Below are 17,363 nucleotides of genomic sequence, written 5' to 3' on the forward strand. Positions count from 1 at the left end.
GAAGTTAAGCCCACCAGAGCCGATGGTACTGCGGTAACACGTGGGAGAGTAGGTCGGTGCCAGATCTTAAAAGAAACCCTTCAGCAGAAATGTTGAAGGGTTTTCTTCGTTTATAGGGTTTTGGGCAGAGCGCGAAGGGCAAGGCATGGGAGGTTTCTCCACCATTGAGGAGTTAAGAAAAGTTTAGGGTTTGCTCCCGCAGATCGCGCTGATCTCCGCAGAGACCATTCCATCATCCATTCCCCATCTTACCTTGTTTATTCCTCTTCTGTCCCCGGTTAAATAGCCCTGATGGGAGCGGTATCCCTTTTGGGTTAGGTATGTTTGTCTAACAGATAAACTTTCCCAAACGGATTGCAGCGTACAGCAGGACGGAACCCAACCTATGGGTAGGAAACTGCGCTCCAAAACCAGAAGCTTTTTCTACCATTAAGGAGTTAAGAGTTTGCTCCCGTAGATCACACTGATCTCCGCAGAGGCCATTCCGTCATTGATTTTGCATCTTATCTGTTTTTTTATTCTTCTTTCCCTGGTTAATAGCCCTGATGGAAGTGAGCACGGAGCCAATTCTTCATTGGCGGAGTAAAACGTACAGCAGGACGGAACCTAACCTAAGGTAGGAAATTGCGCTCCAAAATAGATCAAATATGCTTGTTAAAAGATGTGAAAACTTTCATCCTGAAAGTAATAAAACCGTATTATTGTAGTAATACATACATATGATGATGATGAATGTGAACCTTAAGAAATTAACTTTTCTTGCTTTTATTTTGGGCTTAAATTTTAATGTTTTTGCACAAAGTAAGAATGTACAACTCCCCGCAAATTGGTTTAACCTCGATTTATTGGAAAATGGATATTTCGGTATCAGTACAGAGAAACTATATCGCGAACTTTTAAAAGATAAAAAACCTAAACAAAATGTTGTGGTGGCCGTAATAGATGGTGGTGTAGATACTACACATCCTGATCTAAAACGTGTTTTATGGACGAATAAAAAAGAGATTCCTGGAAATGGAATAGATGATGATGGCAATGGTTATATTGATGATATTCATGGCTGGAATTTTATTGGCTCTAAAAAGGGCAATCTGGAATTTGATAATCTGGAATTGGTTAGGTTGTTACGGATTTATACGCCAAAATATCAATCTACCACTAATTTAACCCCTTTAGACAGTGCCCAAAAAGAGGAATTTAGATTTTATAAGAAAATGGTAGGCGATTTCGGTAAAAAATACGAGGATGCCAGCAATACTTTTTCCGTTTTGATTGCCATAAACAAAGTTTTGGATACGGTAGCCAGGATCAACAAAAAAGAAATCCCGACGATGGATGATGTGGATCGCTATAAGGCTGATGACGAAACTGAAGAGCAGGTAAAAACAATCATCAGAAAAGGAGCAAGGGAAGATGGAAGTTTCGAGAAATTTTATAAGAGTATTAAAGAGGGATATAAGCAATACGATGCGATGTTAAAGTATAACTTAAATCCTAAATACGATATGCGTGCAGAACTGGTTGGCGATGACTACAGTAATGCTTACCAAAAGAATTATGGAAATGACGATGTTAAAGGGCCGGATGCTTTTCATGGTACGCATGTTTCGGGAATCATTGGCGCCGATCGTACTAATTCGATAGGTATTATGGGGGTAGCCAATCAGGTAAGTATTATGGCGATCAGGGTGGTGCCGACAGGTGATGAACGTGATAAAGATGTAGCTAATGGTATCAGATATGCAGTGGATAATGGCGCGAAGGTAATTAACATGAGTTTCGGGAAAAGTTATAAATGGGATAAAAAAGCGGTAGATTCTGCGGTAAAATATGCTGAACTTAAAGGTGTATTATTAGTGCATGCAGCCGGGAATGATAATCAAAATAACGATATCGAAGAGAATTTTCCCAATAAATTTTTTGATAGTAAAGAGGCAGAAGCTTATAAAGAAGCCAATAAAAAACCCGGAAAGCCAGATTTTACACCACCTAAGCCTATGGCACAAAATAATGGCATGGGTATGAGACCTCCTTATGACCGATCTACAATCGTAAAACCTGTGCCGGTAGACTCCACAAAGTTTAATTTGCCTCATGCTAATAATTGGATTGAAGTAGGTGCCAGTGCTTATAAAGATGATGATAATCTGAAAGCCAGTTTCTCTAATTACGGTAAATACAGCGTTGACGTTTTTGCTCCTGGATTTTTAATCAACTCAACTGTTCCCAATAATAAATATGAAGAGGCCGATGGAACAAGTATGGCCTCTCCTGTTGTGGCCGGCCTGGCAGCATTAATTTTAAGCTATTATCCGGATTTAAAACCAACACAGGTACGGGAGATCATTATGAAATCGGTTTCAAAAGTGACACGCAAGATTAAGTACAAAAATGAGAGAGGCGAGAACACTAGGGTCCCTTTTAGCGAAATATGTGTGAGTGGAGGAATAGTTAATGCCTATAATGCGCTGAAATTGGCAGAAACTTATAAATAGAATAACATTTTTAGTTTTTTTGAAGCGCAAGGTTAATACTACTATTTGGGTTTGTTAGCGTGCTTGGCTGTATCCCTTCACTGTGTTCGGGATGTCACTTCGCCCGCCCGCCTGCAACGGGCAGGGGGGCTAAACACGCTGGTCACTGCCCTAAATGAAAATGATGATAACTTAAACCTAATAGTTCAGGGTTTTAATAAAGTCCTGAAAGGTACCAAATGGGTAGCTTTTTGCTTTCATCCACGAAATAAGCGCTTCCATACGCTCAATCATTTTTGTACCGGTATTTTTCCTTACATAACCAGGGAAACCAAAACGCTCAAAATCGTTTAAATCTGTAAACTCCCAGGGGTGGAAATAAATGTTCAGGTATTTATCTTTTTTATACGTCCAGCTTGCTAATGTTTTGTAAATGCCTAAAGGCAGATTGTGGAAAGCGAGCCAAAATAGTGGGAAACGAATTAATGGGCTAACGGAAGCAGGAATCTGCAGAACATTATCTTTAATAAAATGCGTTCGTGATATATTAAAGTTATTATAACGCCCTGGCAAATAAGTTGGATTAATCGAAGTATTGTAGGTATATCCGGCTTTCTCGATCTCCTTTTCATCAACAGGCATCATTCTCGCCATGCGGTAACCTGTAATTTCTTTTCCCGAAAGTTCTTCCAGCTTTAGTTTTGATTGAAGCAAATGTTCGGGTTTAAAATCAGAATGATAATAACCATGCGAAGCGAGTTCGTGTCCTGTTTCGGTAATCCGCTTAATCAGATCGGGGATATGCTCTGCAAAGGTAACGGTACAGAAAAAAGTTGCCTTCACATTGTAATTATCCAATATATCTAAAATGGTCAGGGTACCTGCTTTCGAAATGGCAATCTGATCTTCAAAAGAAATATCTTTTCCATATTCGAAAGGCATATCAAATTCTTCGATATCAAAACTTAACAATACCATTTATTTTTGTTGAATATTGGTTGAACGGATAATGTAATTCGGACGGTTTTTAGTTTGCATAAACATTTTTCCTACGTAAATGCCTATAATACCTAAGATAATAAGCTGAAGGCCTCCGAAGAAAACAATAGTCATAATGATAGATGCCCATCCAGAAACTTCAATATTGGCAAGGAAAGAATATATCACATACGGTATGTACAGAATAGAAGAAAACGAAAGAAAAAAGCCTAAGTAAACAGCGGTGTACAACGGTTTAACGCTGAAGGATGTGATTCCATGTAAAGCTAACTTAATGAGTGTTTTAATTTGATAAGTACTTTCTCCAATTAATCTGGGAGAAGGCGTATATGGAATACCAATTTGCTTAAAGCCAATCCATTTTACCATTCCACGCAAAAACAATTCGTATTCACTTATTTGTGATAACGTTTTTATTACTTTTTTATCAATTAACCTATAGTCAGCAATCCCATCCTCCAAATTAATGTCTGAAAGAAAGTTAACTAGTTTATAAAATAATTTAGATCCTATTTTGTTTTTAAGTTTTGCGTGTGGATTTTTTTCCTGGCGATAGGCATACACAACTTCGTAACCAAGTTCCCATTGATGAATCATTTCTAGTATTAAAGATGGCGGATGTTGCATATCAGCATCAATAGTAACTAGAGCATCACCAGTTGCTAAGTCTATTCCCGCTTTTAAAGCCTGATCTTTGCCAAAATTTCTGGATAGCTCAATGAATTTTACGGTCAAGTCGTTTAAACTAATCTCACGCGCTATATCTATTGAATTATCTTTACTTCCATCATCAATGATAATAATTTCATAATTATATAGCTGGTTAGTAAAAGTATCTTTAACAGCATTAATTATATGAGGAATATTAGCAGACTCATTATATGCTGGTATTATGATTGAAACTAATTTATTCATTATCGGTAATCAGATAAGATTCAAAATCTTCTTTCATCATTTGATAGATTATGGTTAGCCAAATGATAACGCAAGGTAGGGCTTTAAGCGAATATAGACGAATAAATTCTTTAACCGGCCCGGGGAAAATATCGGTTGGCGATAAGCTGGTTAATATAAACGCAAAAATAAACAAGGCAATAATCCACGCTTTTTTAGGATTTTGCTGCACCATAAACCAAATGGCCACACCTGCAAAGGCGATAATATAAGTTGGTGATTCGGAACCGCTGCTAAATATGACGGTAAAAATAAGCGTCGATGCCAGTAACATTAACCTAAAGCCAATATGTTTATATTGTTTAATCCGTAGATAAGGCAAACCGAACAATATTAATCCACCTAACAAAAATGGGGTATTCGGAATGTTGATATTACCTGTTATCCGTCTCACAATTCCCACTAAAGAAATATCCTGAAATGAGGTTAACGAAGCATTTATGTCGTTTTTATGGGCAAGCGAGTGATACCAGTCTGCGTATGATTGGATAACGAAGGCTGGCGATGAAATAGCTATCGGCAATGCAAAGAACACCGCAAATGCAATAAAACAGCCCAAAATAAATTTTAACTTATTTTTGGTAAAAAAGAAAAAAGCCAGTCCAACAATCCCATAAAGTTTTACCAATGTGCCAAAGGCAATAAAAAAGGCCGATTGCACCTCTTTCTTCTTAATCAAATAGGAGAAACTGAGCAATATTAATCCCGTTAGGGCAATGTTGAACTGAAAACTGAAGAGTGCTGTCAAAGCTTCATGCGCACAGATCCAAGCTATTATTGTTCGTTTGTTAAGCGATATGGGCAGACTGTAAATTCCCCAAAGTAATATGGTTACATTGGCTATGTTCCACAGCATACAGCCCAATCCATCAGGTAATAAAGCAAAAGGCGCTATGAAAATAGAAAATACGGGTCCGTAGTAGCTGCTGTCCCGGTATTCGGGGTAATTATGGTACAAATTCTGCAAGTCGACAGTATGCCAAAACACATATTTGAAGATCAGATAATTATTATAAGAATGGTGATGATATTGTTTAAAACCAGCCACTAAAGCTAATAGTAGATAAACAACAAATACACATTGCTTTTTTAAAAGTAATGAAGACAGTTTGCTGAGGTTATTTTTGGTAAAAATGTTCATTATAATTTGATGCCGCAATATAACTATTTCGTTACGTCAATGCGAAATAGATCTTCAGACTCCAGTCAATATTAATTAATTATGAAATTATTTATGGAATATCGATTTAGTAAATCATTTTACTAGTTTTATTAAACCTGAACCAAATCAATCATCAATCTTAAAAAAACTATGAGAAAATTACAACTGCCACTGTTAGTGGCCCTGGTGCTTACCTTTAGCGCCTGTAAAAAAGAACAACAAGAGACTGAAAAATTTTCCGGACCAAAACTTAAAGAAAATGTAAATCCAAGTGCGGCTTTATCAAGTTTTTCGCTTAATAACTGGATGAGCGTACTTGCCGATCAAAACAGCATAGCACTCATTTCTATCCCCGGTACGCACGATTCCGGCGCTACAATCGAACCTGTTTCAGGCACGGCTAAATGTCAGAACCTGAGCATTGCCAATCAATTAAATGCAGGCGTACGTTATCTTGATATCCGCTGCAGGCACATCGACAACGCTTTTGCCATTCATCATGGAGCCATTTATCAAAATCTTAATTTTAATGATGTGCTGAATGCCTGTATCAATTTCCTGAACAGTCACCCAACAGAAGCCATTATTATGAGCGTAAAAGAAGAACATACCCCATCGAACAATAGCCGTTCTTTTGAGCAAACATTCGACAGTTATGTACAGCAAAATCCCGCTAAGTGGGATTTAGGGAACAACATTCCTACTTTGGGCAGTATCCGTGGAAAAATCAGGTTGTTGAGAAGATTTTCAGGATCTTCATCAAAAGGGATTGATGCAACTGCATGGGCAGATAATACCACTTTCGATATCAATAATGCTGCTGCAAATTTAAAGGTTCAGGATTTTTACAATGTTAATGATGTAAATACCAAGTGGACAAGAATAGAAACCTTATTAAATGAAGCCAAAAATGATACTTCAAATAAACTTTACCTGAACTATGCAAGTGGTTATAAAGCTGGTGTATTCAGTATTCCAAGTATTACTACGGTGTCGAATTCAGTAAACCCAAAAATTACAACCTTTTTTACCAATAACATCCATGGTAAATTTGGTATTATTCCACTTGATTTTGCTGATTCCGGCAGAAGCCAATTAATTGTCAATACAAACTTCTAATCTTAACGCAGCGATTTATTGGTTCAGTATGAGTTAAAAAGGATGCACAGTCTGATCAGATTGTGCATCCTTAATTGCACTGGTATTTTAAATTGTAACTACCTCGCTTTAAATCTTAGAACGGTAAATGAATAAGCAGGTAGCTCGAGTTGCCTGGTTGCCTCAGTACTGATATTTGCAATAACAGGAACAGCTTTTTTATCATCCGGCTTGCCGGCGAGCACCGTTTTAATGGTGTTTTTTCCGAGCTGTTGCTGATTGAAATCAAGCGAGGTGTTTACGCTTACCGGAAGCAGGTTAACCAATTTAACGATCAAATCTCCTGTTTTAGCATCTTTAACCATCGAACAGGCCATCCGTTTCTTCACGTTTTCCTGGTTAGAAGAAAGCTCCATAGTCGATGGAATATATTCCTGTCCGGCATTCTGTCCGTACAATTGCTGTACAAAATAGCCTATTGTAGGTTTTACTTCTGTATTGTTAAAATAAATCAGGTCAGGGTCCCATTGTGTATGCCCTTCTTTAGCAATAAGTGGGGCATAAGATGCCATGCTTACCACATCGCCATTGCGCTCAAGTGAAAGTAGATACAATGCTTCAGCAAGCGAAGTTTCCATATTGGTTCTATTACCGCCTGGTAAACTTGCTGCATATTCGCCCAGGTAAACTTTAGATTTAGACCGGTCGTAACTGTCGTAAAAATTTTGATTATTGATAAACCAACCCGGCGATTGATAATAATGTTCGTCAATTATCGGAACATTAAGGTTCGATGCAATTTGCCAGCCAGCTTCATAATCAGTTCCTTCAAAAAACGGACCTGCCGTGCCGATTACAGTAATTTCGGGATGTGTTTTTTTCAGGGCTTTGTAAATCATCGTAAACCGTTCAGCAAATACTTCTGTAATCTGATCTTCATTGCCAATACCTATATACTTCAGGTTAAATGGTTTTGGATGACCTGCTTCGGCACGTTTCTTTCCCCATTCGGTTTTTACACCACCATTGGCGTATTCTATTAAATCTACTATATCCTGTATATATTGTCCCATTTCGCTCATCGGGATGCCACCCTGTTGGCCACCTCCTCCTGTAGCCGAATTCTGGCAAGGCACACCAGCAGCTATTACCGGAACGGGTACAGCACCAATATCTTCGCAGAACTGGAAATATTCATAATAACCGAGTCCCATAGTCTGATGATAGCCCCAAAGGTTCCGGTCTGGTTTGCGTGCCGCTAAAGGGCCGATGGAGTTTTTCCATTTGTAAATGTTGGCAATGCCATCACCATGTGCAAGGCAACCTCCCGGAAAACGTACAAAACGTGGGTGTATATCGCCAATGGTTTGAGCCAGATCTGCCCTTAACCCATTTTTCCGACCTTTGAAAGTATTCTTTGGGAATAATGAAACCATATCAATTGCAATATGCCCTGAATTACCCATCACAATTTCGAGTTTTGCATCAGCTACATCTGCAGAAGATACCAAAGCTAAAGCGGCTGTTCTCCAGTTGTTCGAAGTAATATTTAAGTTTGATTTGGCCAAAATTCCCTGTTTATCACTTACCAGCCTTACTTCGAGATTCATCCTTTTTGTATCCAATAACTTTGCTGACAAAGAAAAATCGTAAGTTTCGCCTTTTTTTAATGCTATTCCATCAAAACCGCTATTCAGGATGGATGCTCCGGCAACAGGAATATCTAAAACTGCATAGTGCGGATTATTTGGGTGAATTGGCGAAACCGAATCTATTTTCATGGTTGCCCGATCGCCCTTTACTGTCCAGGCATAACTGCTGTTCCAGCTTTTATCGTTATATTCTTTATCACGCGGATGATATTCAAAATCGCGGTTCTGAATGAGTTCGGCATATAAACCGCCATCTGCAGCATAGTTTAAATCTTCGAAAAATACGCCTGTTAGCATATTGCTGATCGCTTTTGCCTTATCCGGCTGGAAAGTTATTTTGGCCTCCACATTTTTAAGCCCCGCAAAACGCTGTGCATCATCTTTGGTCGTTTCTCTATCCTGTTTGTATTTATAATCTTTCAGTTCATGTGCTTTCTTCAAACCCAAAATAACTTTCCAAGGTAAACGGTGTACCTGGCCATTACCAGTATCAGATAGGTTAACCGATGTGCTTCCATTACGATAAGCTGAAGCAGCCACTTCTTTTACAGAGCTGTAACGGATTAAATCGTTGGTTTTAGTTTGAAAATATTTTCCGTTGCCATCAACATAGGTTACTGTATATTCATCAAGATTACGGTTATAGGCAATAATGGGACGTAAAACATTTTTGCCTTTATTAACGTAAGGATAGTTTTGCGGACTCCAGCTGATCAGATCCATCGAACTTGATGTTGCAAACTGTAATGTGCGGTCGTTCAGACTCCAAATGCATACCCAAAGTCCATTTTTACCCTGGATAAGAAAAGGCGTTATCATTTTTTTTTCGCTTCCCCATCGGCCATAGTCGCTTTTTAAAAAGGTATAATCATTTCCTATTGGCGTCCAGTTCTGCTGATCTAAACTCCAGGCAAACCGAAGTCCGTTTGCATTGTAAGCAAATAAATAGGCAGAATCGGGTTCATTTGCTATTTTTTTATTTGTAGCAAATACATTAGCTGTGAGTAAGATCAGTACAGCAAGAAGCCAAAATTTTCTTTCCATTTTCTGTTAAAAGTTAATTGTTAAATAAAAGCATCGGCAACAAAACTATTCCGGCTTGATAAGAGGTGATAATTTTGGTTAGTATTTTTTTCTAATTTAATAATAATCGTCATTATAACGATTATTATTTGTGTTACTTATCTAGAAATAATTTGTTGAGGAGGTAACTGATCCTACTACAAAGAGAAAAACACAGGCCTATAGCCCAAGGTGGCAAATACCAATATGAAAAAAACCCTTCCAAAATGGAAGGGTTTTTTGATGTCTGAATCTAATTGAAGTAGATGTGTTTTGATTAACGTTCTGTATGTCAGTTATTTATTTTATTGGCCGCTTTTGTGGTATAAGAGTTGGCTATTGGCCTGTAAAATCATAACAATTATGACAATATTAATTTTTTTAATCCTGGTACTGCTCTGCTGGGCTATTTACAAATCGATAAACTGGTTCGAAAAAATCTAACACTATGATCGCATTATTTATGATCGCTATCGCCGTATTTATCTATATGATTTACGTGCTGATCAAACCCGAAAAATTTTAATCCTTACCTCCATCAATGGAGTATTTAACAAATTAAGAAATGAATACTGAATTAACAGGCATAATCGCCACATTTCTGCTCACCCTGGTTATTGCCATACCTTTAGGTAAATACCTGGCCAAGGTTTTTGCAGGAGAAAAAGTCTGGACAGATTTTTTAAAACCAGTAGAAACTGGTATTTACAAACTTTCCGGAATCAATATCAAAGAGCAAATGAACTGGAAACAGCAGTTGAAAGCACTGCTTACCATTAATATCCTATGGTTGTTTTATGGTTTTTTTGTACTTATTTTTCAGGATAAACTTCCATTCAATCCGGATGGAAACCCTGGGATGACACCAGATCTGGCTTTCAATACTATTATCAGTTTTGTTGCCAACTGTAATCTCCAGCACTATTCGGGGGAGAGTGGCGTAAGTTATCTTACCCAGCAATACGTGCTGATGTTTCTTCAGTTTGTAAGTGCGGCTACAGGTATAGCAGCTGCAGTTGTGCTTTTTAAAGCATTTAGAGATAAAACAACAACTGAGTTAGGTAATTTCTGGGAATTTTTTGTAAAATCCATTACCCGTTTATTATTACCGTTAGCTTTTGTAGTGGCCTTAATCTTAACTTTTAACGGGACACCTGCAAGTTACGAGGGGAAAGATAAATTTATTTCTGTACAGGGCGATACGGTTAATGTTTCCAGAGGACCAGCGGCGCAAATGATTGCGATCAAACATTTAGGTACAAATGGTGGAGGTTATTTTGGAACTAATTCGGCACATCCTTTTGAAAACCCCAGTTATTTTACCAATATGGTTGAGCTAATTGCACAGGTCATTATTCCAATCGCCATGGTAATTGCCTTTGGCTATTTTATCCGCAGAAAAAAACTGGCCTGGACGATTTTTGGGGTGATGACCATTGGTTTATTTATGCTGCTCATCCCTATGCTTAGTTCAGAATTAGGCGGGAATCCAGCTTTAGCCAAAATGGGAATTTCACAAACTACCGGGGCTATGGAAGGTAAAGAAGTTCGCTTCGGTCCGGCCGCCTCTGCTTACTGGGCAACCGTAACTACCATTATTTCTACGGGTTCTGTAAACAGCATGCATGATAGTACCATGCCAATGTCGGGTACCTGGCAGTTATTGGGGATGATGATCAACTCATTCTACGGAGGCTGCGGTGTTGGTTTATTGAATTACTTTATTTACCTGGTTGTTGCCGTATTTATTTCAGGGCTCATGGTAGGCAGAACGCCTGAGTTTTTGGGCCATAAGGTAGAAGCCCGAGAAATCAAGATTGCAGCCATTATTACTTTGTTGAGTCCGTTTTTAATCCTGGCCGGAACAGCCATTGCAAGCTACATTTTTACTAATCATGGCAATGCTGCATGGGCTGTTCAACCTAAAAGCTGGCTCAATAATCCTGGTTTCCACGGATTCTCTGAGATGCTTTATGAAATGACCTCATCTAATGCCAACAATGGTTCGGGATTTGAAGGATTGGGAGATAACAATATATTCTGGAATCTATCTACAGGAATGGTGATTTTCTTAGGCCGTTTCTTACCGATCATCGGGCCGGTTGCCATCGCCGGATTACTAGGCGCTAAAAAATTTATCCCTGAATCGGCAGGTACACTTAAAACAGATACCAAAACCTTTGCACTGATGACTTTTGCGGTAATCATCGTTTTAAATGCACTTTCTTATTTCCCTGCCCTGGCTTTAGGCCCGTTAGCAGAATATTTTACCATGCTTAAATAAATGAGATTTGTCACATTGAGCCTCCCGATAAAAAATCGGGAGAAGTAGTCGAACTGATTTATCAAAGGTCCTTCAACAGGCTCAGGATGACCAACCATATCATAATCTGTGAAATTAATTAAATGTGTGAAATCACATAACAAATAAAAAAATGAAACCCAATAATAAATTGTTCGAACCTGCCTTAGTGCAGACCGCGCTAAAACAATCCTTCATTAAGCTAGATCCAAGGGCAATGGTACGGAACCCGGTCATGTTTACCGTAGAAATCGGAACGCTGGTAATGGCTTATGTTACTATATACTCTTTCAGCCATAGCGGACAAGGATCGCCTTTATATAACTTCTTCATCTTTTTAGTTTTATTGCTGACCGTTCTGTTTGCAAACTTTGCTGAAGCCATTGCAGAGGCAAGAGGTAAGGCACAGGCCGACAGCCTTCGTAAAACAAGAGAAGAAACACCTGCGAAAGTGCTTTTGGCTAATGGAACGATTGAAATCCGTTCATCCAACCAGTTAAAAAAAGGTGATGTGTTTGTTTGTGAAACCGGCGATACCATTCCAACTGATGGAGAGATTATTGAAGGTATTGCTACGATTGACGAATCGGCCATTACGGGTGAGTCTGCTCCGGTAATCCGCGAATCAGGAGGTGATAAATCGTCAGTAACCGGCGGAACAAAAGTTTTATCTGATGAGATTAAAGTTCAGGTAAGTACAGCTCCCGGCGAAAGCTTTTTAGATAAGATGATTGCTTTGGTTGAAGGTGCATCCCGTCAGAAAACACCAAATGAGATTGCTTTAACTATTCTGCTGGCCAGTTTTACCCTGGTATTCATCATCGTATGCGTAACGTTAAAACCTTTTGCAGATTATGCCAATACACCGATAACCATTGCCGCATTGATTTCCCTTTTTGTATGTCTGATCCCGACCACTATCGGCGGACTATTATCTGCCATTGGTATTGCCGGAATGGACAGGGCTCTAAGGGCCAACGTCATTACCAAATCGGGCAAAGCCGTAGAAACTGCCGGAGATATTGACGTACTGCTGTTAGACAAGACCGGAACCATCACTATTGGTAACCGTAAAGCCACTAATTTTTATCCAACTGCAGGCGTAAACATTAACGCTTTTACTGATGCATGTGTATTAAGCTCTCTGGCAGATGAAACGCCAGAGGGAAAATCGATCATTGAACTGGCTGCAGAGCAGGGTGTTAAATCTGCCGGAACGCCGGAAGGATCTGTCTTTATTAAATTTACTGCCGAAACCCGTTCGAGTGGGTTGGATACTGTAGATGGTAAAAGGATCAGAAAAGGTGCTTTTGACTCGATCAGGAATATGGTACAAAAAGCTGGAAATCACTTCCCTTCTGATATTGAAGATCATGTAAAAGCCATCGCTACCAATGGCGGTACACCTTTAGTGGTCGCTGAGAATGAAAAAGCCCTTGGCGTAATCGAATTACAGGATATTATTAAACCAGGGATCAGCGAACGTTTTGAACGCCTGAGGAAAATGGGTGTAAAAACAGTGATGGTAACCGGAGATAATCCGTTGACCGCTAAATACATTGCAGAGAAAGCAGGTGTTGATGATTTTATTGCTGAGGCTAAACCCGAGGATAAAATGAATTACATCAAAGATGAACAAACCCTTGGTAAGCTGGTAGCCATGATGGGCGACGGTACCAATGATGCCCCTGCTTTGGCACAGGCTGATGTGGGTGTCGCCATGAACAGCGGAACACAGGCGGCGAAAGAAGCAGGTAATATGGTCGATCTGGATAACGATCCTACCAAACTGATCGAGATTGTAGAAATCGGTAAACAATTGTTGATTACCCGCGGTACGCTAACCACTTTTTCCATCGCGAATGATGTGGCTAAGTATTTTGCCATTGTTCCGGCCTTGTTTATCGCTTCAATTCCTGCGCTGCAGAGCCTGAATATTATGGGCTTGCATTCACCAGAATCAGCGATTATGTCGGCGGTGATTTTTAACGCCATCATTATCCCGATCCTGATCCCATTGGCTTTAAAAGGTGTGGCCTACAAACCAATTGGTGCAACTGCCTTATTACGCAGAAACCTGTTTATATACGGTATTGGTGGTGTGGTAGCTCCGTTTATCGGGATTAAAATAATTGATTTATTAGTCGGTCTGTTTGTATAAATGTCATTCTGAGCGCAGCGAAGAATCTTAATACAGGCGCTTTAAGATTCCCATCCGATAGCCATCGGATCAAGTTGGGAATGACGAATAGAATAAGAATTTAAAAAAATAAAAAGATGAAAAAATACATCATTCAATCCATCCGCTTAACATTGGTATTATTGGTACTGTTATGCGTAATATACCCCGTTACTGTTGCCTTTATCGGCAAAATGTCTAAAGGAAACGGGGGAGGAGAAAAAATCACCAAAAATGGTAAAACAGTGGGTTATGCCTTATTGGGGCAGTCGTTTACCAAACCACAATATTTCTGGGGAAGGCCATCTGCTGTGGCTTACAATGCAGCAGGTTCTGCAGGTTCTAATAAAGGGCCATCCAATCCTGATTATTTAAAAGAAGTACAATCGCGTATGGATACTTTATTGAAATACAATCCGGGTATTAAAAAATCAGATATCCCTGCTGATATGGTTACTGCATCAGGTAGCGGACTTGATCCCAATATTTCAGAGCAAGGTGCGGCTATCCAGGTTGACAGGATTGCTGCGGCCCGTAAAATCGATGTGAAAAAGGTAAAAGAACTGGTGGCCATGAATACATTAAAACCTTTCATGGGTTTATTTGGCCCTTCATCAGTAAATGTGTTGAAATTAAATCTTGCCCTTGATGCACTTTAGTGAGTGGTTCTAAGAAGTGTCGTCGTCTCGATTTTCTCAGGAAACCGTCATTCCTAACTCGATCCGATAGCTATCGGATGGGAATCTTAAGACCTATGCATACGTATTAAGATTCCCGCCTGCGCGGGAATGACGAACACTTAGAACACTAACTACTCAAACAATTCCCAAAACAATAACAACGGTAATGCTTCAAGGTCTTATGCTACTTAGTCTGGGCCTTAAGCTTTGCCTAATACAAACAATCAGATAAAATGAAAAAATTACTATTACTTGCTGCTACACTCACTACAGGATTTATTGCAAAAGCACAGGAAGAACCGAAAATTAAAGTAAGCGGTTATCTTGAGGCTTATTACGGATACGATTTTAACAAACCTGCAGACCATAACCGTCCTGGTTTTATATATTCGCATAACCGCACAAATGAAGTAAACCTGAACCTTGGTTTTATCAAGGCTGCGTATGATAGCGGAATGATCAGGGCTAATTTAGCGGTAATGGCCGGAACTTATGCCAATGCCAACCTGGCTGCCGAGCCTGGCGTATTAAAAAATATCTTAGAGGCCAATGCAGGTGTGAAATTATCCAAAACAGAAAATCTTTGGATCGATGCCGGAATCTTTTCTTCGCATATCGGTTTCGAAAGCGCGGTTTCGAAAGATTGTTGGGTGCTTACAAGAAATATTTCTTCAGAAAATACACCTTACTATGAATCGGGTGCAAAAATTAGTTATGGTACCCAGGATGGTAAATTTACGGCTAGCGCATTGTATTTAAACGGATGGCAGCGCATTACCCGCCAGAATGGGAACAATAAGCCTGCCGGCGGACTCCAACTGACCTGGAAACCAACAGATAAAATTACGGTAAATTACAGTAATTATCTTGGAACGGAAGGTGTTGATTCAGTTCGGGTTAATCGTTTTTACCACAACGTTTATGGAGTTTTTCAGTTAACCGATAAATTTGGTGTAACACTTGGATTTGATTACGGCACGCAACAAAAACAAAAAGGCAGCGGTGATAAAAACAAAGTGATTTCTCCGGTAGCTATTGCACAATATAAGTTTGCCCCAAAATGGGCCGTTGCCGGAAGGTTTGAATATTATGAAGATAAAAACGGAATTTTTATTGCCACTGGTACACCACAAGGGTTTAAAACCAAAGGTTATTCTTTAAATCTTGATTATTCGCCAATAGCGAACGCTGTTGTAAGGCTGGAAGGAAAAGCCTACGATAGCAAAGACAGAATTTTTGTAAGGGAAGGTGCTGCGGTTAATGGCAATGCAAGTATAACGGCAAGTATTGCGGTATCATTTTAGCATACCAATACGGTTCGTCATTCCCTCCTGCGCGGGAATGACGACCATTTTTAAAATGAAATTAACTTTATAACAATTTCTTAATAAAACAATGCATCCCTACATCGAAATCATATTCAGCCTGTTTTTAGCGTTCTTGGGAATATTAATGATGCGGAAATTAAATTCGTTAAAAAAGAACAGGGCATGTGCGAAAAAAAGAAGTTATGCTACAGAGAAATATTTTAAACTGCTTTATAATAAGATCCCTTTTAGGTTTATAATCTTATTATTTACGTTGGTTATGATGGTTGCGATTACGATATTGATAGAAAAAGGAGTAATGAATGTTACCTGGTAAAGATGATGGAAGACGAACAAAAAGAAGAATCGGTCAGACACTTTTTAGATCTGGTTAAAAAATCCAGGCGCGGAAAGCTCAAAATCTATATTGGCATGAGTGCTGGTGTGGGTAAAACTTACCGTATGCTTCAGGAATCACATGCATTGCTACGAAACGGCGTAGATATTTGCATTGGTTATGTTGAAACCCACAAAAGGGCAGAAACTGAAGCACTTGTTGCTGGCCTGCCGATTATTCCAAGACGGAAAATCTTTTATCGGGGCAAAGAAATAGAGGAAATGGATCTCAAGGGAATCCTGAACCGTCATCCCGAAATTGTGATTGTGGATGAACTTGCCCATACCAATGCCGAAGGCAGTAAAAATACCAAACGCTGGCAAGATGTTTTCGATCTGCTCGAAGCGGGAATCAGCGTTATTTCTGCAGTAAATATCCAGCACCTGGAAAGTATTAATGAAGAAATTGAGCAGATTACAGGCATAGCCGTTACTGAGCGGATCCCGGATAAAATACTGGAGATAGCCGATGAAATTGTAAATATCGACCTTACGGCCGACGAATTGGTTACCCGCCTTAAAGAAGGTAAAATTTACGATCAATCTAAAATCGAAAGGGCATTAGGTAATTTTTTTCAATCTGATAAAATTCTTCAGCTGCGCGAATTGGCCTTAAAAGAAGTGGTACATCAGGTGGAACGGAAAATCCAGACCGAAATTCCCAAATCAATTAAACTTAGGCCAGAGCGTTTTTTGGCCTGTATTTCTTCTAATGCCGAAACTGCAGGCGTAGTAATCCGGAAAACAGCAAGACTGGCTTCTTATTACCGATCGCCATGGATGGTGCTGTATGTGCAGAGCGATAGTGAAAGCATGGAACGCATTAAGTTGGATAAACAACGTCATTTGATTAACCATTTTAAACTCGCTACAGAACTGGGTGCCGAAGTTATTAAAATAAAAAGTAACGCTATTACCAAAACCATCATCGATATCGCTTCTGAAAAGGAAATTACCACGATATGCATCGGCAAACCCCATCTTAATATTTTTCAGGTAATTTTACGTACCGCAGTTTTTAATGGACTGTTAAAAAATCTGGCTATGAAGGATATTGATCTGGTGGTTTTATCATAAAAATAACTTTATCAAAACTAT

The 17,363-nt window shown here is 39.2% G+C and carries 12 protein-coding genes; 8 read left to right on the plus strand and 4 right to left on the minus strand.

The features are described 5' to 3' along the window. The first annotated feature begins 728 nt into the window (after positions 1 to 728). Positions 729 to 2,495: a S8 family peptidase gene (locus BLR60_RS18915; RefSeq protein ID WP_167354788.1), complete on the plus strand. Its 1,767-nt coding sequence runs from the start codon at positions 729 to 731 to the stop codon at positions 2,493 to 2,495. Positions 2,496 to 2,672: 177 nt separating this feature from the next. On the opposite strand, the gene BLR60_RS18920 is transcribed toward BLR60_RS18915, so the two are convergent. Genes BLR60_RS18920 through BLR60_RS18930 form a run of 3 tightly spaced genes read right to left on the minus strand, consistent with a single transcriptional unit; the run spans position 2,673 to position 5,568 of the window. Continuing rightward, entirely contained in the window at positions 2,673 to 3,452 is a 780-nt protein-coding gene (locus BLR60_RS18920) for a polysaccharide deacetylase family protein (protein WP_090502691.1), read from the minus strand. Then, on the minus strand, positions 3,453 to 4,388 hold the full coding sequence (locus BLR60_RS18925) for a glycosyltransferase family 2 protein (RefSeq protein ID WP_090502693.1): 936 nt from the start codon (positions 4,386 to 4,388) through the stop codon (positions 3,453 to 3,455). Next, positions 4,381 to 5,568 carry a glycosyltransferase family 87 protein gene (locus BLR60_RS18930; protein WP_090502695.1) on the minus strand — a complete coding sequence of 396 codons (1,188 nt, stop codon included), beginning with the start codon at positions 5,566 to 5,568 and terminating at the stop codon, positions 4,381 to 4,383. Before BLR60_RS18930 ends, BLR60_RS18925 begins: the two co-directional genes overlap by 8 nt. A 171-nt stretch (positions 5,569 to 5,739) precedes the next feature. On the opposite strand from BLR60_RS18930, the gene BLR60_RS18935 reads away from it, so the two are divergent. Next, positions 5,740 to 6,708: a phosphatidylinositol-specific phospholipase C gene (locus BLR60_RS18935; protein ID WP_090502697.1), complete on the plus strand. Its 969-nt coding sequence runs from the start codon at positions 5,740 to 5,742 to the stop codon at positions 6,706 to 6,708. 98 nt (positions 6,709 to 6,806) lie between these two features. Here BLR60_RS18935 and BLR60_RS18940 read toward each other — a convergent pair whose 3' ends face one another. Further along, the gene (locus BLR60_RS18940) at positions 6,807 to 9,383 is read right to left on the minus strand and encodes an alpha-L-arabinofuranosidase C-terminal domain-containing protein (protein WP_090502699.1); all 2,577 of its coding nucleotides are present in this window, start codon (positions 9,381 to 9,383) and stop codon (positions 6,807 to 6,809) included. 481 nt (positions 9,384 to 9,864) lie between these two features. Between BLR60_RS18940 and BLR60_RS25475 the strand changes: the two genes are divergently transcribed. The 6 genes from BLR60_RS25475 to BLR60_RS18975 all read left to right on the plus strand — a co-directional run bounded on the left by BLR60_RS25475 (position 9,865) and on the right by BLR60_RS18975 (position 17,342). Continuing rightward, complete coding sequence (locus BLR60_RS25475; protein WP_394333576.1) at positions 9,865 to 9,927, plus strand: potassium-transporting ATPase subunit F; 63 nt, start codon at positions 9,865 to 9,867, stop codon at positions 9,925 to 9,927. A 39-nt stretch (positions 9,928 to 9,966) separates the two neighbouring features. After that, positions 9,967 to 11,685 (plus strand): potassium-transporting ATPase subunit KdpA, encoded by a 1,719-nt coding sequence (gene kdpA, locus BLR60_RS18950; protein ID WP_090502701.1) that lies wholly within the window; start codon positions 9,967 to 9,969, stop codon positions 11,683 to 11,685. 151 nt (positions 11,686 to 11,836) lie between these two features. Beyond that, complete coding sequence (kdpB, locus tag BLR60_RS18955; protein WP_090502703.1) at positions 11,837 to 13,864, plus strand: potassium-transporting ATPase subunit KdpB; 2,028 nt, start codon at positions 11,837 to 11,839, stop codon at positions 13,862 to 13,864. Between the two features lie 116 nt (positions 13,865 to 13,980). Beyond that, positions 13,981 to 14,541, plus strand: coding sequence for a K(+)-transporting ATPase subunit C (locus BLR60_RS18960; RefSeq protein ID WP_090502705.1), 561 nt, complete (start codon positions 13,981 to 13,983; stop codon positions 14,539 to 14,541). Between the two features lie 254 nt (positions 14,542 to 14,795). Continuing rightward, positions 14,796 to 15,866 carry a porin gene (locus BLR60_RS18965; RefSeq protein WP_090502707.1) on the plus strand — a complete coding sequence of 357 codons (1,071 nt, stop codon included), beginning with the start codon at positions 14,796 to 14,798 and terminating at the stop codon, positions 15,864 to 15,866. Between the two features lie 345 nt (positions 15,867 to 16,211). Next, positions 16,212 to 17,342: a sensor protein KdpD gene (locus tag BLR60_RS18975; RefSeq protein WP_090502832.1), complete on the plus strand. Its 1,131-nt coding sequence runs from the start codon at positions 16,212 to 16,214 to the stop codon at positions 17,340 to 17,342. Positions 17,343 to 17,363 lie beyond the last annotated feature (21 nt).

The sequence above is a fragment of the Pedobacter terrae genome (genome assembly GCF_900100705.1).
Taxonomy (GTDB): Bacteria; Bacteroidota; Bacteroidia; order Sphingobacteriales; family Sphingobacteriaceae; genus Pedobacter; species Pedobacter terrae.